Source organism: Streptacidiphilus cavernicola (genome assembly GCF_042510955.1).
In the GTDB taxonomy this organism is placed as follows: domain Bacteria; phylum Actinomycetota; class Actinomycetes; order Streptomycetales; family Streptomycetaceae; genus Streptacidiphilus; species Streptacidiphilus cavernicola.
In genome coordinates this window covers 142,953-162,077 of sequence record NZ_JBHFAB010000018.1, presented here as the reverse complement: position 1 = coordinate 162,077, position 19,125 = coordinate 142,953, and the positions used below count along the sequence as shown (strand labels likewise).

The following is a 19,125-nucleotide window of genomic DNA, read 5'->3' as shown; positions in this document are numbered from 1 at the left end:
CCGCCGGGCAGTAGCACGCCGCCGCCGAAGGAGTCCACCACGTCGTCCCGGTAGACGGCCACCCGCGCCGCAGGCAAACCAAAAGTGCAACTAGTTGCATAAAAGAACCCAGCGCCCTACCGTTGCCGTCATGACCGCATACCCGCACCTGCTGACCCCCCTCGACCTCGGTTTCACCACCCTCCCGAACCGGGTCCTGATGGGCTCCATGCACGTGGGTCTGGAAGAAGCAGAGAACGGCTTCGAACGCATGGCGGCCTTCTACGCCGCCCGCGCCCGCGGCGGCGTAGGCCTCATGGTCACCGGCGGCATCGCCCCCAACGCCGAGGGCCGCCCCTCCCCGCACGGCGCCAAGCTCAGCACCGCCGCGGAAGCGGACCAGCACCGCACCGTGACCTCCGCCGTGCACGCCGCAGGCAGCCGCATCGCCCTGCAGATCCTCCACTTCGGCCGCTACGCCGCCCACCCCGACCTGGTCGCGCCCTCCGCGCTCCAAGCCCCGATCAGCCGCTTCACCCCCCGCGCGCTCACCGCCGCCGACGTCGAACGCACCATCGACGACTTCGTCCACACCGCGGCCCTGGCCCAGCAGGCGGGCTACGACGGCGTGGAGATCATGGGCTCCGAGGGCTACCTGATCAACGAGTTCATCGCCGCTGAGACCAACCACCGCACCGACGCCTGGGGCGGCGACTTCCGCAACCGGATCCGCTTCCCGCTGGAGATCGTGCGCCGGGTCCGCGCCCGGGTCGGAACGGACTTCATCCTCATCTACCGGCTGTCGATGCTCGACCTGGTCCCCGGCGGCTCCAGCCTCGACGAGGTGGTCACCCTCGCCAAGGAGATCGAGGCGGCCGGCGCGACCATCATCAACACCGGCATCGGCTGGCACGAGGCCCGTATCCCCACCATCGCCACCTCCGTCCCGCGCGGCGCGTACACCTGGGTCACCCGCAGGCTGATGGGCTCGGTCGACATCCCGCTGGTGACCAGCAACCGGATCAACACCCCTGCCCTGGCCGAGCAACTCCTCGCCGACGGGGCTGCCGACATGGTCTCCCTGGCGCGGCCCCTCCTCGCCGACCCTGACTTCGTCGCCAAAGCGACAAAGAACCAAGCCGACACGATCAACACCTGCATCGGCTGCAACCAGGCCTGCCTGGACCACACCTTCAGCGGCCGGATCACCTCCTGCCTGGTCAACCCCCGCGCCTGCCACGAGACCGAACTCCTGCTGACCCCGACCCGCCGCCGCAGGCACATCGCCGTGGTCGGCGCCGGTCCGGCCGGTCTGGCCTGCGCCGTCTCCGCCGCCGAACGCGGCCACACGGTCACCCTCTTCGACGCCGCCGCCGACATCGGCGGCCAGCTGAACGTGGCCCGCAACGTCCCCGGCAAGCAGGAGTTCGACGAGACGATCCGCTACTACCGAAGCCAACTGACCCGGCATCAGATCACCCTCCGGCTCGGCGCCGAAGTCGACGCGGCGACCCTCACCGCCCCCGGGGCCGACTTCGACGCCGTGGTCCTGGCCACCGGCGTCACCCCGCGCACCCCGGACATCCCCGGCGTGGACCACCCCAGCGTCCTGGGCTACCTGGACGTGCTCCGCGACGCCGCCCCGGTCGGCCTACGGGTGGCGATCCTCGGCGCGGGCGGCATCGGCTTCGACGTCGCCGCCTACCTCACCACCCCCGCCGAAGAGGACTTCCTCGCCCACTGGGGCGTCGACACCGACTACGCCGCCCGCGGCGGCCTGCGCGAGCCCCGTCGCACCCGCGCCCCCCGCACCGTCCACCTGCTCCAGCGCCGTACCGGCAAGGTCGGCGCGGGCCTCGGCCGGACCACCGGCTGGATCCACCGCACCGAGCTGAAGCACCGCGGCGTCCGCACGCTCTCCGGGGTGCGCTACGACCGCATCGACGACGCCGGTCTCCACCTCACCGTGGACGGCGAGAGCCGCACCCTCGCCGTGGACACCGTCGTCCTCTGCACCGGCCAGGAACCGCGCCGGGACCTCCATGCCGCGCTGCTCGCCGCGGGCCGCGAGACGCACCTGATCGGCGGAGCCGACCTCGCCGCCGAACTGGACGCCAAGCGGGCCATCCTCCAGGGCACCGAGCTGGCCGCGACGCTCTGAGCACACCGCTCTGAGCACACCGCTCTGACGCTCACACCGCTCTGACAGACTGAGCCCCGCACCCCCGCACGCATTCCCCGAGAGGCCGACCCCGTCGATGTCGCTGCCGCACGCGATCCTCACCGCCCTGCTGGAGAAGCCGTCCTCAGGCCTGGAGCTGACCCGTCGGTTCGACAAGTCGATCGGCTTCTTCTGGTCCGCCACCCACCAGCAGATCTACCGCGAACTCGGCCGACTGGAGGACGGCGGCCTGATCGAGGCGCTCCCGCAGCCGCCGTCGCGCGGGCAGCGCAAGGAGTACCGCGTCCTCCCGGACGGCCGCGCGGAACTGTCCCGCTGGGTGGGGGAGGGGCAGGACCCCAAACCGATCAGGGACCCGCTACTGCTGCGGCTCCGCGCCGCGGCCGTGGTCGGCACCGACGGCCTGGACGCGGAACTGCGCCGGCATCTGACCGTCCATCAGCAGCAGCTCGACGAGTACACCGCGATCGAGGCACGGGACTTCCCGGCCGAGACGTCCGCGCAGGAGAACCGACTGCACCACACGGTCCTCCGGGCCGGTATCGCTCTAGAGACCTTCTGGGTCGACTGGCTGTCCGAGGCCCTCGCCGCCCTCACGCCGCCCGCCTCCTAGGATGCTCAACAGAGATCACCCGCAGGGTCACCTCGCAGAGATCACCCCGCAGACCCAGGAGGCACCCCCGATGCAGCAGCGCCCCGTCACCGTGGTCACCGGCGGCAGCCGCGGCATCGGCGCAGCGATCTGCCTGCGCCTGGCCGCTGACGGCCACGACCTCGCCATCGGCTACCGCACCGACGCCGCCGCGGCCGAGGCGGTCGCCAAGGCGGCCCGCGCCGCCGGAGCGGCCTGCGTCACCGTCGCGGTGGACACCGCCGACGCCGACTCGGTGGACCAGCTGTTCCGCACCGCCGCAGCCGCGCTCGGCCCGGTCACCGGCCTGGTCAACAACGCCGGGGTACGCGGCCCGGTCGGCCGCCTCGCCGACGCCGACCCGGAGGGGATGCGCCGCGCGCTGGAGGTCAACTTCCTCGGCTACCTCCTCTGCGCCCGCCGCGCCGTCCAGGACATGCTGCACAACGCCGCACCGCGCGGCGCCATCGTGAACATCTCCTCGGCCGCCGCCACCATCGGCGGCGCCGGGGAGTACGTCCACTACGCCGCCGCGAAGGCCGCCGTGGACGGGATGACGGTCGGCCTGTCCCGGGAACTCGCAGCGGACGGCATCCGGGTCAACTGCGTCGCGCCGGGCATCATCTGGACCGAGTTCCACGAGGACCCGCAGCGCCCGGCGAAGCGCGCCCCGATGATCCCGCTGGGCCGCGCCGGTCAGCCCGAAGAGATCGCCGGGGCAGTCTCCTGGCTGCTCTCCGCCGACGCCTCCTACGCCACCGGCACCGTCATGCGCGTGGCCGGCGGAATCTAGGACCGGCCCGGCGGACGGTGCTCAGGCTGCCAGCGCGGCACGGAAGAACTCGCGGAGTTCCTCGTCCGTGACGGCGTCCGTGTCCGCGGCCGTGCCCGGGTCTGTGTTCGGGCCCGCGTCTCCGGAGCGGAGCTGGATCGTTGCCTTTCCGCTGAGCAGCTCTGGATGGCGGGAGGTGAATCCGGCGTCCCGGTCGCCGCCCCAGCCGTAGATCGAAACGCCGTGCTTCCACACGCCGACGTGCAGCTTTCGCTTGCCGACCCGGTAGGTCGGCATCCCGTACGACAGGACGGGGCGCGCCTCCGGGTGCAGTTCCAGGATCAACCGGTTCACGCGGTCGAACAGCGGACGGTGTTCGGCAGCGATCCCGTCGATGTACGTCTGCGCATCGGCTTCAGTGTCCATGGACCCATTCTGGCAGCGACCGCGATTCCCGGCGCAGCGGCGAAAAAGGGTTTGCCGTCCGCCGACTCGTTCGGATAGGAAGCATGCATGCTAAAGGGCGGCAAGGTCGGGCTCAGGGCCCGATACGAGGAAGACATCCCGATCCTGCGAACCGAGCTGTACGACGACGTGGTGAACTCCTCGCGGTCCGAAGGGCAGCCCTGGCGGCCGATCCCGCCTAGCGCGAGGGACTCGCGGCTCACGGCGGACGACGACGACCGGTCGCGCGTCCCGTTCTCCGTGGTGGAGCTGGACGGCGGCACGCTGATCGGCACGGCGACGCTGTGGGGCATCGACACCCACAACCGGTACGCGCACCTCGGTCTCGGCCTGCTGCCGTCCGCCCGGGGCAAGGGCTACGGCACCGACGTGGTCGCGGTGCTCTGCTACTACGGCTTCGTCGTGCGCAGCCTGCACCGGCTGCAGATCGAGACCCTGGCGGACAACGCCGCGATGCTGGGCTCCGCCGAGCGCAACGGCTTCGTCCGCGAGGGCGTGCTGCGCTCCTCGGCCTGGGTGATGGGCGAGTTCCTGGACGAGGTGCTGCTCGGGCTGCTCGCCCGGGACTGGAAGCCGGGCCCGGCGGTCCGGCCGACGGCGCTCTAGCCTGCGGCGCTCCAAGCCACGGTCCGGCTCGCAGGGGTCCAGCCTGCGGGGCTCCAAGCCGCGGTCCGCGCCAGGGCGGTGCGGTGGACTGCGGGCGCGATGGAGATGACCGGGTGCTGAGCGGGGTCGATCCACTTCATGACCCTGGTCATCACCGCCGCGGGCAGCGCCACGCAGCCCGCGGTGGGACCGGCCTGCGGGCCGAGGTCGTGCAGGAAGATGCCCGCGCCGCGACCGTGCACCGCCGGGTTCATGTTGAAGTTGACGACCAGTGCGTTGTGGTACTGGGTCGGGTAGTTGATGAGGTGCTCGCTGCCGTTGGCGCCGGACTCGGTCAGGTGGAAGCCGCCCAGCGTGGAGCTGCGCATCTGGTTGTAGTAGGCGGAGGTGGGGTCCTCCACCCACCAGTCGGTTGAAGTGACCTTGTGGTACGGCATCTTGGTGCCCGGGTTGGCGCCGACGCCGAAGCCCTGGGTGAGGGTGAAGACCCCGGACGGCGTAGTGCCGGTGTTCTGGACCCGGGCCGCGCCGTCGGTGATCCCATGGGCGCCGATCCGCGCCGCGGTGGTGCTGAACTCGCTGACCCAGCGGGCGCCGACCAACTGCCAGGCGGTGACCACCGCGTCGCTCCCGGTGGCCTGCACGGTGATGAGCTGTCGGGAGGCGGCGAACGCGGCGGGCAGCGTCGGCGGCGACGCGACGGGCGTGCTTCCGGCCGTGCCGAGTACCGGAGGGCGCGCCCCGACCGGGACCGCCGCCTGCGCCTGCGCGGTCCCCGCGCCGAGCAGACCGGCGACGGTGAGGGCCCCGAGCGCGGCGGCCCCGGCCGGGGAAGCGACGGCGCGGGCGGTCCAGGCGGGACGCGAGCACGCGTGGCGTCCCGGAGCGTGGCGGGTCATCAGGTCCGGCCGTCCTTCCGCGAAGCAGTCGGCGGTGCTGGTGCGACAAGCAAGTCGTACGACACGTTAGTGCCGCCGGAGTGGACCCGCGCGGCGAATGCGCACCGGCGAATGCGCACCGGGGAGTGCGCACCGCGAATGCGCAGAGCCGCCACCTGCCCGTCCCTGGACTCCGCGCGGACGGCTGCGTACCGTGACGGAACGTCCGACCCCGCCCAGCCCAGGAGCCCCCGTTGACCGACGCGCAGCCGGCCCGGCCCGTCCCCGCAGGTCCGCTCGCCGGGGTCAGGGTCGCCGAACTCGGCGGCATCGGGCCCGTCCCGTTCTGCGGCATGCTGCTCGGGGACCTCGGCGCCACCGTCGTCCGCGTGGACCACCCCGCCACGGCCGGACGCCCCAGCCCGTTCCCGGTGCTGCACCGCAACCGCCGCTCCATCGCGGTGGACCTCAAGCAGCCGCAGGGCGCGGACCTGGTGCTGCGCCTGGTCGAGGACTGCGACGCGGTGATCGAGGGCTTCCGCCCCGGCGCGGTCGAACGCCTGGGCCTCGGCCCCGACGCCTGCCTGGCCCGCAACCCACGCCTGGTGTACGGCAGGATGACCGGCTGGGGCCAGGACGGCCCGCTCGCGGCCGAGCCGGGGCACGACATCAACTACATCGCCCTGGCCGGCGCCCTGCACACGATCGGCCCGGCCGACGGCGACCCGGTGCCGCCGCTGAACCTGGTGGGCGACTTCGGCGGCGGCGGGATGCTGCTGGCCCTCGGCGTGCTCGGCGGTGTGCTCAGCGCCCGCGCCACCGGACGCGGCCAGGTCGTCGACGCCGCGATGACCGACGGCACCGCGCTGCAACTGGCGATGACCTACGGCTTCCTGGCCCAGGGCCGCTGGGAGGACCGACGCGGCGTCAACATGCTGGACGGCAGCGCTCCGTACTACGGGGTGTACCGCTGCGCGGACGGGCGGCATGTCGCGGTCGGGGCGATCGAACCCCCCTTCTACGTCGCGCTGCTGCGGGTGCTCGGGCTCACCGACGATCCGCTGTTCGCCCGGCAGCAGGACCGGGCGGCGTGGCCGGCCATGCGGGCCCGGCTGGAGCGGATCTTCGCGGACCGTCCCCGGGACGAGTGGGCGGGGCTGTTCGAGGGGCAGGGCGCCTGCGTGACCCCGGTCCTGTCCCTGACCGAGGCGGCGGAACACCCGCACAACGCTGCGCGCGGCACCTACCGCCCGCTGCCGCCCGGCGGCGGGTCCGAGTCGGCGTCGGCGTCCACCGCCGGGTCTGCGTCCACCGCCGGGCCCGCGCCTGCCCCCGCGCCGCGGTTCAGCGGCACGCCGTCCGCGGAGCCGTCCGCGGCGGTGCCGGTGGGTGCGGACACCGACCAGGTTCTGACCGGCCTGGGCGTCGCCCCGGCGGAGATCGCCGCGCTGCGCACCAAGGGCGTCCTGGGCTGACGCCCTGCGGGCCCCACCGTCCGCCGCTCGCCCGCCCCGGCCGACCACGCCCGTCAAGCGATCCGACCGACCGTCAGGCGATCCGACCGACCGTCGGGCGATCCGACCGACCGTCAGGTCATCCCGCGGCGGCTGCCGCGACCGTCTGGTTGTAGAGCGTCTGCACGGTCGTGCCGAACAGTGCCGCGTACGAGACGTCCTCGGTGTCGCCGCCGGTCTGGTAGCCGCCGATGACCCCGATCAGCGAGCCGGTCCCGGTCGCCGGGTCGTAGTTCTCGACCCACCCGCTGCCGCTGGTGCCGTTCGCGTAGCCGGTGCAGTAGACGGTGAGCTGGGTGGCGCTGAACGTCTGGCTGGTGCCGGTGCAGCTGATCGGCTCGTCCGTGGACGTCGGGTAGCCGGTGATCTGGACGGTGGTGTTCCCGCTCGCGGCCGTGTCCAGGCTGTAGCCGCCGACCACGGACTCCAGCGACTGCCCGTTCAGCGGCTCGACCAGGGCGAACGCCACGTCGCTGTCCGGATCCTGGTCGGACGTCCAGGCGCTGTCCTCCAGCACCTGGGAGATCTGCCAGACGCCGTAGGGCGCGGTGCCGTCCCGGTAGTCGGGGACGAAGACGTGGCCGCTCGCGCCGCTGCTCAGGCAGTGCGCGGCGGTGACGATGACGTCCCCGGCGGGGCTGTCCACGACGCTGGCGGTGCAGTGGTGGCCGTCGCTGATGGCGCCCGCGAAAAGCGCGCCGACCTGGCTCGGCTGCTGGGCCGCGGTGAGGGTGATCGACTGCCCGGTGCCGGTGATCGGGGGAGCGTCGGCCTGGGGCGCGAGGGTCGCCGTCGCGGACGACATCGCCGGAGACAGCGACGTCGTCTGCTGCGGCGCCGCGCTCCCCGCGGCGGCGGTCCCGGCCGGAGCGGTCGCCGCGGGGGTGGCAGGCGCCGCGGTCGCGCCGGCCGCGTCGCTCGCCGCCCCGGCCTGACCGCTCGCGTTGACGAACACGCCGCCACCGAGCAGCACCCCGAGCACCAGTCCCAGCGCCGCCCGCCGCTTGGTCCGCCCCGGGCGTGCTGCGCGTGCCGCGGACACTGTGCGCTCCGCGGGCTCCGCGGGCGCTGACTCCTCGTCCGGCATCGGTGGCTCCCAGGGGTCGGTGACGGGGACCCTCCTGATCATTGACGCTGCCGCTGAGAGCGTCGTAGGAGCAGCCTGAGAGGTTGATGAGGCATTCGGCCGACTTCGCCCCCTGGACAGTTAGCTCTCCTTAAGAGCTAAAATAGGGGAGTGGCCGAACAACGGGAAGAGGACATCACCGAACTCGCCGAACTCCTGGTCGGCATCCATCGGTTGATCCGGCGCAGGCTGCGCCAGGACCTGACCGGACCGCGCCTGCGCGGTGCCCAGGTGGAGCTGCTGCGCCTGGTCCGGGGACACCCGGGGATCGGGGTCGCCGCCGCCGCGAGGGAGCTGCATCTCGCCGGGAACTCGGTGTCCACCCTGGTCAACCAGCTGGTCGCGGACGGGCTGCTGGTCCGCGAACCCGATCCGCAGGACCGCAGGGCGGTCCGGCTCACGGTCAGCGGCGCAGCCGCCGAGCGGATGGCCGGATGGGACGCCAAGCGCGGGGACCTGGTCAACCGCCGGATCGCCGCGCTGTCCGAACAGGACCGGGCCGCGCTGTCCGCCGCACTGCCGGCGCTGCGCGGCCTCGCCGAGGGACTGCACAAGGAAGTCACGGAGGGGACATGACGCTACCGCTGCCCGACGAGATGACCGAGCCGCCGCAACGAGCGCGGGCCGAGGAGCCGGAACCGGCCGACGAAGCCGACAGGGCAGACGAAGCCGGCGAGGCCGAGGAGTCGGCCGGGACCGGCGAACCGCCCGCCGTCCGCTGCACCGGCCTGCGCTACTCCTTCGGCGCCACCAAGGCCGTCGACGACCTCGACCTCGCGGTCCGGGCCGGGGAGGTGTTCGGGCTGCTCGGGCCCAACGGCGCCGGGAAGACCACCGCGATCCGCGCCGTGACCACGCTGCTCCCGGTCCCGGCCGGGATGATCCGGGTGTTCGGCCACGACGCCGCCAAGGAGAAGATGGCGGTCCGCCGCCTCCTCGGCTACGTCCCGCAGGCGCTGTCCGCGGACAGCGGGCTGACCGGGCGCGAGAACGTCTCGCTGTTCGCCCGGGTCTTCGACGTCTCCCGCCGCGAGCGCGCCGCCCGGGTCGCCGAGGCACTGGAGGCGGTCGCCCTCACCGACGCCGCCGACCGGATGGCCGCGACCTACTCCGGCGGCATGGTCCGCCGCCTGGAACTGGCGCAGGCGCTGGTCAGCGCCCCGCGCCTGCTGATCCTGGACGAGCCGACGATCGGCCTGGACCCGATCGCCCGGACCAGCGTCTGGGACCGGATCAACGAGATCAAGCGGGCGACCGGGATGACCGTCCTGGTCACCACCCACTACATGGACGAGGCCGAGCAGCACTGCGACCGGGTCGCCCTGATGCACCGGGGACGGATCCGCGCCCTCGGCACTCCCGAGCGCCTCAAGGCGGACCTGGCCGACGTGCTGGAGTCGCCGACGCTGGAGGACGTGTTCCGCCACCACGCGGGCAGCGGCCTCACCGGCAGCCCGTCCGACAACGCCGACGGAGAGGACTTCCGCGATGTCCGCCGCACCCGCCGCACCGCATCCCGTGTCGGCTGACGCCGCCGTCGGCGCGACCCCCGTCACCGCCGCTCCGGGCGGCGGCTCGCTGTCGCTGCTGCTGGCGCCGCCGCGGGCCCGTACCGGGTGGCGGATCGTCCCGGCCCGGGTCGGCGCGATGTGTATCGTCGAGCTGCAGAAGCTGCGGCACGACCGCACCGAGCTGTACACCCGCGCGGTGCAGCCCGCGCTCTGGCTGCTGATCTTCGGTGAGACCTTCAACCGGATCCACGCCATCCCCACCGGGAGCGTCCCCTATCTGGACTTCCTCGCGCCGGGCATCATCGCCCAGTCGGCGATGTTCATCGCGATCTTCTACGGCATCATGATCATCTGGGAGCGGGACTCCGGCGTCCTGACCAAACTGCTGGTCACGCCGACCCCCAGAGCCGCGCTGGTGACCGGCAAGGCCTTCGCCGCCGGGGTGAAGGCGGTGATCCAGGCGCTGGTGGTGGTGGTCTTCGCGGCGATCCTCGGGGTCGGCATGACCTGGAACCCGCTGAAGCTGCTCGGCGTGGCCGCGATCGTCATCCTGGGCGGGGCGTTCTTCTCCTGCCTGTCCATGACCATCGCCGGGATCGTGCTCACCAGGGACCGGCTGATGGGCATCGGCCAGGCCATCACCATGCCGCTGTTCTTCAGCTCCAGCGCGCTCTACCCGGTCAGCATCATGCCCGGCTGGCTGCAGGCGATCAGCAAGGCCAACCCGCTCAGCTATCAGGTCGACGCCCTGCGCGGGCTGCTGCTCGGCACTCCGGCCCACATCGGGACCGACTTCGGGGTGCTGGTGGTCGCCGCGGCCTGCGGCATCGCCGCGGCCTCGGCACTGCTGGGGCGGCTGGCCAAGTAGCCCGGACGGCCAGTAGCCCGGACGGCGCGTCCGACGCGGCGCGCGGGGGTGTCCCGACGTACGGTGGCTCGCAGTAAGCGAACTGACGGGCGATCGAGGACGGGATACCCCAGGCGTGTCGGCGAAGTCGGCGAAGTCCGCCAAGCAGGAGAAGCGCAAGCCGCAGGAGAAGCAGCCCAAGCTGGAAAAGCTGCCGAAGAAGCCGTACGAGCGTGAACTCGTGCGGCTGCAGGCCGAGCTGGTGACCCTTCAGGAGTGGGTGCGCAGCACCGGCGCCCGGGTCGTGGTGGTCTTCGAGGGACGCGACGCGGCCGGCAAGGGCGGGGCGATCAAGCGGGTCACCGAGCACCTCAGCCCGCGCGTGGCCAGGGTCGCCGCGCTGCCCGCGCCGACCGAGCGGCAGCGGACCCAGTGGTACTTCCAGCGCTACGTGGACCATCTGCCCGCCGCTGGGGAGATCGTCCTGTTCGACCGCAGCTGGTACAACCGGGGCGGGGTCGAGCGGGTGATGGGCTTCTGCACCCACGACGAGTACCAGCGCTTCCTGCACCAGTGCCCGATCTTCGAGCGGATGCTGGTGGAGGACGGGATCCACCTGCTGAAGTACTGGTTCTCGGTCAGCGACCACGAGCAGGAGCGGCGCTTCCGGGCCCGCCGGGACGACCCGATGCGCCGCTGGAAGCTCTCGCCGATGGACCTGGAGTCGATCACCCGCTGGGAGGACTACTCCCGGGCCAAGGACGAGATGTTCGTGCACACCGACATCCCCGAGGCGCGCTGGCACGTGGTCGAGAGCGAGGACAAGCGCCGGGCCCGGATCAACATGATCGCGCACCTGCTCAGCGCCGTCCCCTACACCGAGATCCCGACCGAGGAGCTGGACTTCCCCGAGCGCCCGCCCTCGGCCGGCTACCAGCGCACCCCGCGCGAGGAGCAGCTCTACGTCCCCGACCACGCCGAGACGCTGCTGTAGCGGTTCGTCGCCTCAGCGATTTGTCGCTTCAGCGCTTTTCCTCGGTCACCCAGTAGAGCTGCTTGTGGCCGCGTGCCTCGAACTCCTCGGCGGCGGCCATGGCCGAGTCCTGGTCGGCGTAGCGGGCGACGGTGTAGCGGTTGCCGTTGTCGTCCTGACGCATCAGCAGGAAGCGGCGCGCGGCGCTCTCCGGCAGGACTGTCGAGAGGTGGGCGAGGTTGCGGAGGTCTTCCGGGTCCTGGCTGGGGACGCCGGTGAACCAGGCGTCGAGGATCTCGGTCAACAGCGCCGCCGTGGTCAGCCGCAGGCTGAGGGCCAGCACATTGGCGTCGTTCCAGCGCCGCGCGCCGTCCGCGGTGGCGGCGTCGCCGCAGAGCGCGGCCCGCACCCCGGAGACCTTGTTGGCGGCGATGGACGCGCCCGTCCCGGTCCAGCAGCAGACCACGGCCTGGTCCGCCCGCCCCTCCGCCACATCGCGCGCGGCGGCCTCGCTGCAGTAGGCCCAGCCGGAGTCGTCCGGTTGCTGCCCCGGCTCCCGCTGCCGCAGCGCGCCGTGTGCGACCACGGTGTGCCCACGGCCCCGCAGCTCCGCGGCGAGCAGCTGTGCGGCGCCCTGGTCCAGGTCCGAGGAGATCGAGATACGCATGGTCCCAACCTAGACCGGGCGCACCCGGACCGGTGGCCGTTCCGGTGGCCGTTCAACCGGCCGTCGCGGTGAGGCGGCGGAGCGAGGCGTGGCCGGGCGGGCCCCAGCTGGGCTTGCCGCCGGGGCGGCCGTGGTCGCCGGCGTCCCCGATCAGGACGCAGGCGAGGGCCTTCAGCACCGCGCAGCCGCGGGCGCGGCGCAGCGTCGCCTGATCTGCGGCGGGCCGGTAGGCGGCGTGGAAGCGGTCGGCGGCGCCGTCCGGCAGCAGCAGCCAGGCGGCGGCGAGGTCCCAGGCCGGATCGCCCGCGAAGAGGTCGCCGAAGTCGATCACGCCGCAGAAGGTGCCGTCCGCGGTGAGGATGTTGGCCGGATGCAGGTCGCCGTGGAGCCACAGCGCTGGGCCCGCCCAACCCGGCGCGGCGACGGCGTCCTCCCAGACCGCGCGGACGGCGTCCGGGTCGGGGAGCAGCCCCGCCTCGGTGGCCGAGGCGAGCATCCGGGCGAACCCCTCGGCATGGTCGGTCAGCGGGCCGCCGCGGTCGCGACCGGCGGGCGCCCCGGCGGGGGCGGGCCGGTGAAGCGCCGTCAGGAAGCCGGCCAGGCTGTCGGCCGCCGCCGCGGCGCGGGTGGCGGGGGCGCGGTCGGCGGGCTCGCCCGGCACCCAGGTGGTGACGATCCAGGAGCACGGGAACCGCTCGGAGGGCTCCCCGAGCCGCTGCGGGACGGGCACCGGCAGCGGAAGTCGCGGGGCGAGGGCGGGCACCCAGGCGTGCTCCTTGCGCAGCAGCGCGTCCGAGGACCGCGCCGCCCAGGGCAGCCGGACCACGAGGTCCTCGCCGAGCCGCCACAGCTGGTTGTCCCACCCCAGCGCGCCCAGCTCCAGGGGGTGGTCGGCCAGGTCGGGGTGCTGCTCCCGGAGCAGCTCCCGGACCAGCTCCGCGCTGACCTCGACCTCGGTGTGGGTCATGCCGTCCCTTCGGATACGGAGAGGCCCCCGCCCCGCCAAGCGGGGAAGGGGCCTCGGTGGAACAAGCGCAGACCGGGCGCGGGGCCGGGACGGTCAGAGCGCGGCGGTCGTGGTCGCGCCCGCGGCGCTCCCGGCCAGCCACTGGGACCAGCTCAGGTTGAAGGCCGCGTAGCCGTTGTCACCGGCCGCCTTGCCGCGCGGGGAGCCGGTGATGGTGACCGGGTCGCCCTGCTTGACGTAGTTGTAGTACCACTCCGCGTTGGCCAGCGACAGGTGCACGCAGCCGTGCGAGCCGTAGCTGTGGCCCGGGTACGGGTCGCCGGTGGAGTAGTGGATGTAGGTGCCGGAGAAGGTGAGGTGCACGTCCCACGGCAGGGTGAGGTCGTAGTAGTTCGGGTCGCTCTTGTCGCAGGCGATGCCGACGCTGCACGAGGTCATCCGGACCTCTTTCGCCTTGTCGGTGATCGCCATGGTGCCGTCCCAGGACGGGAAGCTCGGGCTGCCGGCGTCGATCGGCATGGTCTTCACCAGCGCGCCGTTGCGGTAGACCTTCATCGAGTGGCCGGGCACGGAGACCGTGGTCTCGGTGTCGGAGCCGATGGTGAAGTCATGGGTGTAGCTGTGGGTGCCGTAGCGGCCGTTGCCGTCGCCCACGTCGGTGAGGTCGGCGACGACCTGGACCTTGGTGCCGGGCTTCCAGTAGTTCTGCGGACGCCAGTCGACCCGCTGGCTGCTGAACCAGTGCCACGCGCCGGTGACCGGCGTCGAGGTGGTGACCTCGAGGTGCTGCTCGATCGCCTTGCGCGCGGAGGTGGCCACGGCCTTGGTGAAGACGATCGAGATGGGCATCGCCACGCCCACGGTGGTCCCGCTGGCCGGGGTGATCGAGTCCAGCTGCAGCGGCGGCCCGGACGGGTGCGTCGGGGTGGGACTGGTGGTCGGGGTGGCGCTCGCGCTGGTGCCGGCGCTCGCCCCCGCACTGCTGCCGGCGGTCGCGCCGGTACTGGCCCCGGCGACCGGGGAGGTCTGCTGCCCCGAGCCGGTGGCCGAGGCCGCGCCGCCGCAGGCGCTCGCTGTTGCCAGGACGGCACCCGCAAGCAGTGCTATCCCGATGCTGTTCTTGATCCGACCCACGCCCCTGCTCCACTCGCGTCACGTCACGCCATCCGAGGTCTGACGTCAGTAGGACCCCGATCCCCGCGTCGGCGGTTGCAGTGAAGCCTATATTTCAAAAATCAAGATTCGGACTCGATCACTCCAGGAGCAGCGAGAACTCAGGAAACTCCTAGAATCGGCCGCCGTCCCGGGGCGCGTCCCAGGCGGCCCCGAGGGCGAGCAGCCGCTCCCGGTACTCGATCACCCCGGTCCATGCCTCGGGCCAGGCCCCCGCCCCCATCCAGGCCCCGGCGAAGGCCCCGGCGAGCGCCGCGACGGAGTCGGAGTCGCCGGACGAGTACGCGCCCCGGCGCACCGCGCCCGCCGGGTCGTCGGGCTGCTGCAGGAAGCAGTACAGGCCGGTGGCGAACGCCTCCTCGGCGATCCAGCCGGCCCCGGTGGCCAGGCAGGGGTCGGCGTCCGGGTCCGGCGCGGCCAGGGCCGCCCCGAGCCGGTCCAGCACCGCCAGGCAGTCGTCCCAGCCCCGGGCGGCGAACGCGGCCCGGTCCCGGTCCTGGGCGTGTTCGGCCAGGTCGCCGAGCCAGTCCTGGCGGTAGACGCCGCGGTTCTGCTCGGCGTACCCGCGCAGCAGCGGCAGCAGTTCGGACGGCTCGGTGCCCTGCGCCAGCAGCAGCACGGCGTGCGCGGTGAGGTCGCTCGCGGCCAGCGCGGTGGGGTGGCCGTGGGTCAGCGCGGACTGGAACTGGGCCGCGCCGGACCGCTGCGCGGCGGTCAGACCGGGGACCAGCCCGATCGGCGCCACCCGCATATTGGCGCCGCAGCCCTTGGAGCCGACCTGGCTGGCCTGCTGCCAGCGGACGCCCCGGTTCAGCTGCTCGCAGGCGGTCAGGCAGGTCATCCCGGGCGCGCGGTTGTTCTCGGGGGAGCACCACCAGTCGACGAACGCCGCCCGGACCGGGCCCTCCATCCGCTCGGCGGTCAGCGGCCCGGCCGCCAGCGCGGTGACCAGGCCCTCGCCCAGCGCCAGCGTCATCTGGGTGTCATCGGTCACATACGCGGTCCCGGCCGAGACCGGGAGCCCCAGTTCGCGCCAGGGACCGTACTTCCGGCTGATCTGCTCGACCGTCTGGAACTCGGTGGGGAACCCCATCGCGTCCCCGATCGCCAGCCCCAGCAGTGCGCCTGTCGCGGCGCGCTTGTCCGTCGCCACCGTCATCGCCCGGCCCCCGTCCCGTGTCGTCCACCGATGAACCCCGCCCCGAGGGGATCCGCCCCGCGAACCCGCGAACCCGTCCCGCGGCGATCCAATCATGGCGGGCCGAGGATTCACCTGATCGGGCGGAGTGTCCGCGACATCGCCGTCCGTCCTCCGGCCGCCGCCTACGGTCGGAGCCGATGGAGGTCGGACGAGGAAAGGCCACAACTCGATGGCACAGCCGTTCACGCTGCCTGACTTCTACATGCCGTACCCGGCACGGATCAACCCCCACCTGGAGGAGGCCCGCGAGCACTCCAAGGCCTGGGCCCGCGGGATGACGATGGTGGAGGGTTCCGGCATCTGGGACGAGGCCACCTTCGACGCGCACGACTACGCGCTGCTCTGCGCCTACACCCACCCGGACTGCGACGGCCCGGAGCTCTCGCTGATCACCGACTGGTACGTGTGGGTGTTCTTCTTCGACGACCACTTCCTGGACATCTTCAAGCGGACCCAGGACATGGCCGGCGCCAAGGCCTACCTGGACCGGCTGCCGCGGTTCATGGCGGTCCAGGGGGTGCCCGAGCCGACCAACCCGGTCGAGCAGGGCCTGGCCGACCTGTGGGCGCGGACCGTCCCCGCCATGTCGCGGGACTGGGCCGAGCGCTTCGCCGAGAGCACCCGCGCGCTGCTGGCGGAGTCGCTCTGGGAGCTGAACAACATCAACGAGGGCCGGCTGTCCAACCCGGTGGAGTACATCGAGATGCGCCGCAAGGTCGGCGGCGCGCCCTGGTCGGCCGACCTGGTGGAGCACGCGGTGGGCGCTGAGGTCCCGGCCGGGATCGCCGCGAGCCGTCCGATGCAGGTGCTCAAGGACACCTTCGCGGACGGCGTGCACCTGCGCAACGACCTGTTCTCCTACCAGCGCGAGGTGGAGGACGAAGGCGAACTGGCCAACTGCGTCCTGGTGCTGGAGCAGTTCCTGGGCTGCTCCACCCAGCAGGCCGCGGAACTCACCAACGACCTGCTGACCTCCCGGCTGCAGCAGTTCGAGCACACCGCGCTGACCGAGGTCCCGGCGCTGCTGCTGACCCACGGCGCGGACCCGCGGTCCTGCCTGGACGTCGGCCTCTACGTCAAGGGCCTGCAGGACTGGCAGTCCGGCGGGCACGAGTGGCACCTGCGCTCCAGCCGCTACATGAACGGCGCGGGCGGGGCGGGCGGGCCCGGCGGCGGGCCCTCGGTCACCGACGGTCCGCTCGGCATCGGCACCTCCGCCGCCCGGCTGCTGGAATCGCTGGCCGGTTCGCTGCCGACCCGGGCCCGGCGGCACGGCAACGTCCCGCACCGCCCGGTGGGCCACCTGCCGGTGCCGGACGTCTTCATGCCCTTTCCGCTCCGGCTCAGCCCGCACCTGGACGCGGCCAGGGAGAACCTGGTGGAGTGGGCCGCCCGGACGGGCATCCTGGACGCCGTCCCCGGCCTCCCGGGCTCGGAGGTCTGGAGCGAGGAGAAGATCCGCGACTACGACCTCCCGCTGTGCGCGGCCGGGATCCACCCGGACGCGACCCCGGAGCAGCTCGACCTCACCAGCGGCTGGCTGGCCTGGGGCACCTACGGCGACGACCTCTACCCGGTGCTGTTCGGCCGCACCCTCGACCTGGCCGCGGCCAGGATCGCCACCGAGCGGCTCTCCCTGTTCATGCCGCTGGAGCAGGGTGACCCCGGCCCGCCGCCGAGCAGCGCGCTGGAACGCGGCCTGGCCGACCTCTGGCAGCGGACCGCAGGGCCGATGACCCCGACCGACCGCCGCACCTTCCGGACCGCGGTCGAGGAGATGGCGGACAGCTGGCTCTGGGAGCTGGCCAACCAGAAGCAGAACCGCATCCCGGACCCGGTCGACTACGTCGAGATGCGCCGGAAGACCTTCGGCTCGGACCTGACCATGAGCCTGTCCCGGCTCTCGCACGGCCTGGCCGTCCCGCCGGAGGTCTACCGCTCCCGGCCGCTCCGCGGCATGGAGAACGCCGCGGCGGACTACGCCTGCCTGCTCAACGACGTCTTCTCCTACCAGAAGGAGATCCAGTTCGAGGGGGAGATCCACAACGCGGTGCTGGTGGTGCAGAACTTCCTGGACTGCCCGCCGGACCAGGCGGTGACCGTGGTCAACAACCTGATGACGGCCAGGTTGCAGCAGTTCCAGCACATCGTCGAACGGGAACTCCCGGCCCTCTACGACGACTTCGACCTGTCCACGGAGAGCCGCCGACTGCTGGACGGCTACGCCGCCGAGCTGAGGGACTGGATGTCCGGCATCCTCAACTGGCACCGCGGCTGCCGCCGCTACGACGAGGCCTCGCTGCTGCGCCACCACGGCGTGGCGGCGCCGGAGGCGGCGCTGTCGGAGGCGGCGCTGCCGCCGGTCCGGATCCCGGCTCCGCTCACCGGCCTCGGCACCTCGGCTGCCCGGCTCACCGAGGCCCTGCGGGTGGGCTCACCGCTCTGATCCGGCCGGTCCCGCTGACGCCCCGACCGCCGCCGAGGCCAGCACGTCGAGTGCCCGGTCGACGTCGGCGGAGCTGTTGTGCAGATGGAAGGAGACCCTGAGGTTCCCGGCCCGGTCGGAGGTCACCACGTCCGCTCGGGCCAGCCTCGCCGCGGCCGGGCCCAGCCCGGGGACGGAGACGATGGCGGACCGGCCGGGCACGGGGGTGTGGCCGAGTTCCGCCAGGCCCTCGCGGAAGCGCTCGGCCAGCGCCAGGTTGTGCGCGCCGATCCGTTCCGGCGTCAGTTCCTCGATCAGCGACAGCGAGGCCGCCGCCCCCACGAACGCGGACCAGGCCGGGGCGACGTCGAACCGCCGTGCGCTGAGGGCGAGTTCGACCGAGTCATAGCAGTTGGCCCAGGGGTCCTCGCCGGCGTACCAGCCGGGGGTGATCGGACGCAGGGTCGCCGCCGCCTCCGGGGCGACCGCGAGGAACGCGGCGCCGCGCGGGCAGAGCAGCCACTTGTAGGCGGCGCAGACCAGGAAGTCGGCGTCGTCCGCGCGCAGCGGCAGCCAGCCCGCCGACTGGGTGGCGTCGGCGAGCAGCCGGGCGCCGTGGACGGCGGTGGCGGCGCGCAGCGCGGGCAGGTCGGTGACCCGTCCGTCCGCCGACTGCACCACGCTGACCGCGACCAGCGCGGTCGACGGGCGGACCGACTCGGCCAGCCGCTCCAGCGGGACGGTGCGGACGGCCAGATCGCCCCGGCCGTGGAAGGGCTGGGTCAGCGAGGTGAAGTCGCCCTCGGCGAGCAGCACGTCGGCCCCGGCCGGCAGCGCCGCCGCCACCAGCGCGACCAGCGACGACGCCTGCGCCCCGATCGCCACCCGCTCGGCGGTGCCGCCGACCAGCCGGGCGAACGCCGCGCGGGCCGCGCCCACCGGGACGTCGTAGCCCCTGGGGTCGCAGCGCCCGGCGGACCAGGCGGCGAGGTCGGCGCTGAGGGCCGTTCGGGTGCGCCCGGGAAGAAGACCCATCGAGGCGGTGTTCAGGTACAGGGTTTCGGGTGCGAACTCGTCGGGGGCGAGGGAGGGAATCTGGTCCGTCGTCATGGCTTCCAGCATTCCCGTTGCCGTCTGATAAGTCTACGGCGACTTTCGCACGAGAACCCAAAGCAATGCTTATGCGTGCAGTGAGCCCGACCGAGAAC

At 72.8% G+C, this 19,125-nt stretch carries 17 protein-coding genes and 1 pseudogene; 10 read left to right on the top strand and 8 right to left on the bottom strand.

The genetic code is table 11. The features are described from left to right. Positions 1-130: 130 nt before the first annotated feature. From ACEZDE_RS23290 to ACEZDE_RS23280, 3 genes are all read left to right on the top strand, one after another. Entirely contained in the window at positions 131-2,140 is a 2,010-nt protein-coding gene (locus ACEZDE_RS23290; protein ID WP_380538956.1) for an oxidoreductase, read from the top strand. Positions 2,141-2,237: 97 nt separating this feature from the next. Next, the gene (locus tag ACEZDE_RS23285; protein ID WP_380538953.1) at positions 2,238-2,774 is read left to right on the top strand and encodes a PadR family transcriptional regulator; all 537 of its coding nucleotides are present in this window, start codon (positions 2,238-2,240) and stop codon (positions 2,772-2,774) included. Between the two features lie 70 nt (positions 2,775-2,844). Beyond that, on the top strand, positions 2,845-3,585 hold the full coding sequence (locus tag ACEZDE_RS23280; protein ID WP_380538949.1) for an SDR family NAD(P)-dependent oxidoreductase: 741 nt from the start codon (positions 2,845-2,847) through the stop codon (positions 3,583-3,585). A gap of 21 nt (positions 3,586-3,606) precedes the next feature. Here the strand turns inward: ACEZDE_RS23280 and ACEZDE_RS23275 are convergent, their stop codons facing one another. After that, entirely contained in the window at positions 3,607-3,990 is a 384-nt protein-coding gene (locus ACEZDE_RS23275; RefSeq protein WP_380538946.1) for a DUF1801 domain-containing protein, read from the bottom strand. A gap of 87 nt (positions 3,991-4,077) precedes the next feature. Between ACEZDE_RS23275 and ACEZDE_RS23270 the strand changes: the two genes are divergently transcribed. Beyond that, positions 4,078-4,635 (top strand): GNAT family N-acetyltransferase, encoded by a 558-nt coding sequence (locus ACEZDE_RS23270; RefSeq protein WP_380538943.1) that lies wholly within the window; start codon positions 4,078-4,080, stop codon positions 4,633-4,635. Here the strand turns inward: ACEZDE_RS23270 and ACEZDE_RS23265 are convergent. Beyond that, entirely contained in the window at positions 4,632-5,534 is a 903-nt protein-coding gene (locus ACEZDE_RS23265) for a L,D-transpeptidase family protein (protein WP_380538940.1), read from the bottom strand. The two genes, ACEZDE_RS23270 and ACEZDE_RS23265, sit on opposite strands and share 4 nt — an antisense overlap. A 233-nt stretch (positions 5,535-5,767) precedes the next feature. Here ACEZDE_RS23265 and ACEZDE_RS23260 point away from each other — a divergent pair, with 233 nt between their 5' ends. Beyond that, positions 5,768-6,988, top strand: coding sequence for a CaiB/BaiF CoA transferase family protein (locus ACEZDE_RS23260; RefSeq protein ID WP_380538937.1), 1,221 nt, complete (start codon positions 5,768-5,770; stop codon positions 6,986-6,988). A 118-nt stretch (positions 6,989-7,106) separates the two neighbouring features. On the opposite strand, the gene ACEZDE_RS23255 is transcribed toward ACEZDE_RS23260, so the two are convergent. Beyond that, entirely contained in the window at positions 7,107-8,069 is a 963-nt protein-coding gene (locus tag ACEZDE_RS23255; protein ID WP_380538934.1) for a trypsin-like serine peptidase, read from the bottom strand. A 195-nt stretch (positions 8,070-8,264) separates the two neighbouring features. On the opposite strand from ACEZDE_RS23255, the gene ACEZDE_RS23250 reads away from it, so the two are divergent. The 4 genes from ACEZDE_RS23250 (at position 8,265) to ppk2 (ending at position 11,505) form a co-directional block, all read left to right on the top strand. Then, the gene (locus ACEZDE_RS23250; RefSeq protein WP_380538931.1) at positions 8,265-8,729 is read left to right on the top strand and encodes a MarR family winged helix-turn-helix transcriptional regulator; all 465 of its coding nucleotides are present in this window, start codon (positions 8,265-8,267) and stop codon (positions 8,727-8,729) included. Positions 8,730-8,749: 20 nt separating this feature from the next. Beyond that, on the top strand, positions 8,750-9,682 hold the full coding sequence (locus ACEZDE_RS23245; RefSeq protein ID WP_380538983.1) for an ABC transporter ATP-binding protein: 933 nt from the start codon (positions 8,750-8,752) through the stop codon (positions 9,680-9,682). Further along, positions 9,642-10,532, top strand: a complete 891-nt coding sequence (locus ACEZDE_RS23240; protein WP_380538928.1) for an ABC transporter permease — start codon at positions 9,642-9,644, stop codon at positions 10,530-10,532. Before ACEZDE_RS23245 ends, ACEZDE_RS23240 begins: the two co-directional genes overlap by 41 nt. Positions 10,533-10,713: 181 nt before the next feature. Further along, positions 10,714-11,505 carry a polyphosphate kinase 2 gene (gene ppk2 / locus ACEZDE_RS23235; protein ID WP_380538980.1) on the top strand — a complete coding sequence of 264 codons (792 nt, stop codon included), beginning with the start codon at positions 10,714-10,716 and terminating at the stop codon, positions 11,503-11,505. Between the two features lie 205 nt (positions 11,506-11,710). Here the strand turns inward: ppk2 and ACEZDE_RS23230 are convergent. The 4 genes and pseudogenes from ACEZDE_RS23230 to ACEZDE_RS23215 form a co-directional block, all read right to left on the bottom strand. Continuing rightward, positions 11,711-12,151: pseudogene (locus ACEZDE_RS23230) on the bottom strand (RpiB/LacA/LacB family sugar-phosphate isomerase); the annotation flags it as partial. Between the two features lie 52 nt (positions 12,152-12,203). After that, on the bottom strand, positions 12,204-13,118 hold the full coding sequence (locus tag ACEZDE_RS23225; protein WP_380538925.1) for an aminoglycoside phosphotransferase family protein: 915 nt from the start codon (positions 13,116-13,118) through the stop codon (positions 12,204-12,206). Positions 13,119-13,211: 93 nt separating this feature from the next. After that, positions 13,212-14,252 (bottom strand): L,D-transpeptidase, encoded by a 1,041-nt coding sequence (locus ACEZDE_RS23220; RefSeq protein ID WP_380538922.1) that lies wholly within the window; start codon positions 14,250-14,252, stop codon positions 13,212-13,214. 151 nt (positions 14,253-14,403) lie between these two features. Beyond that, entirely contained in the window at positions 14,404-15,450 is a 1,047-nt protein-coding gene (locus ACEZDE_RS23215; protein WP_380538919.1) for an ADP-ribosylglycohydrolase family protein, read from the bottom strand. A gap of 211 nt (positions 15,451-15,661) precedes the next feature. Between ACEZDE_RS23215 and ACEZDE_RS23210 the strand changes: the two genes are divergently transcribed. Further along, positions 15,662-17,938 carry a terpene synthase family protein gene (locus ACEZDE_RS23210; protein ID WP_380538916.1) on the top strand — a complete coding sequence of 759 codons (2,277 nt, stop codon included), beginning with the start codon at positions 15,662-15,664 and terminating at the stop codon, positions 17,936-17,938. On the opposite strand, the gene ACEZDE_RS23205 is transcribed toward ACEZDE_RS23210, so the two are convergent. After that, the gene (locus ACEZDE_RS23205; RefSeq protein WP_380538913.1) at positions 17,927-19,027 is read right to left on the bottom strand and encodes an aminotransferase class V-fold PLP-dependent enzyme; all 1,101 of its coding nucleotides are present in this window, start codon (positions 19,025-19,027) and stop codon (positions 17,927-17,929) included. The two genes, ACEZDE_RS23210 and ACEZDE_RS23205, sit on opposite strands and share 12 nt — an antisense overlap. Positions 19,028-19,125: the final 98 nt, after the last annotated feature.

What these genes read in the sequence shown, in the direction of transcription:
- ACEZDE_RS23290 (WP_380538956.1), top strand. Translation starts at nt 131, where the DNA reads ATGACCGCATACCCGCACCTGCTGACCCCCCTCGACCTCGGTTTCACC.
- ACEZDE_RS23285 (WP_380538953.1), top strand. Translation starts at nt 2,238, where the DNA reads ATGTCGCTGCCGCACGCGATCCTCACCGCCCTGCTGGAGAAGCCGTCC.
- ACEZDE_RS23280 (WP_380538949.1), top strand. Translation starts at nt 2,845, where the DNA reads ATGCAGCAGCGCCCCGTCACCGTGGTCACCGGCGGCAGCCGCGGCATC.
- ACEZDE_RS23275 (WP_380538946.1), bottom strand. Translation starts at nt 3,990, where the DNA reads ATGGACACTGAAGCCGATGCGCAGACGTACATCGACGGGATCGCTGCC.
- ACEZDE_RS23270 (WP_380538943.1), top strand. Translation starts at nt 4,078, where the DNA reads ATGCTAAAGGGCGGCAAGGTCGGGCTCAGGGCCCGATACGAGGAAGAC.
- ACEZDE_RS23265 (WP_380538940.1), bottom strand. Translation starts at nt 5,534, where the DNA reads ATGACCCGCCACGCTCCGGGACGCCACGCGTGCTCGCGTCCCGCCTGG.
- ACEZDE_RS23245 (WP_380538983.1), top strand. Translation starts at nt 8,750, where the DNA reads ATGACCGAGCCGCCGCAACGAGCGCGGGCCGAGGAGCCGGAACCGGCC.
- ACEZDE_RS23240 (WP_380538928.1), top strand. Translation starts at nt 9,642, where the DNA reads ATGTCCGCCGCACCCGCCGCACCGCATCCCGTGTCGGCTGACGCCGCC.
- ACEZDE_RS23225 (WP_380538925.1), bottom strand. Translation starts at nt 13,118, where the DNA reads ATGACCCACACCGAGGTCGAGGTCAGCGCGGAGCTGGTCCGGGAGCTG.
- ACEZDE_RS23215 (WP_380538919.1), bottom strand. Translation starts at nt 15,450, where the DNA reads ATGACGGTGGCGACGGACAAGCGCGCCGCGACAGGCGCACTGCTGGGG.
- ACEZDE_RS23210 (WP_380538916.1), top strand. Translation starts at nt 15,662, where the DNA reads ATGGCACAGCCGTTCACGCTGCCTGACTTCTACATGCCGTACCCGGCA.
- ACEZDE_RS23205 (WP_380538913.1), bottom strand. Translation starts at nt 19,027, where the DNA reads ATGACGACGGACCAGATTCCCTCCCTCGCCCCCGACGAGTTCGCACCC.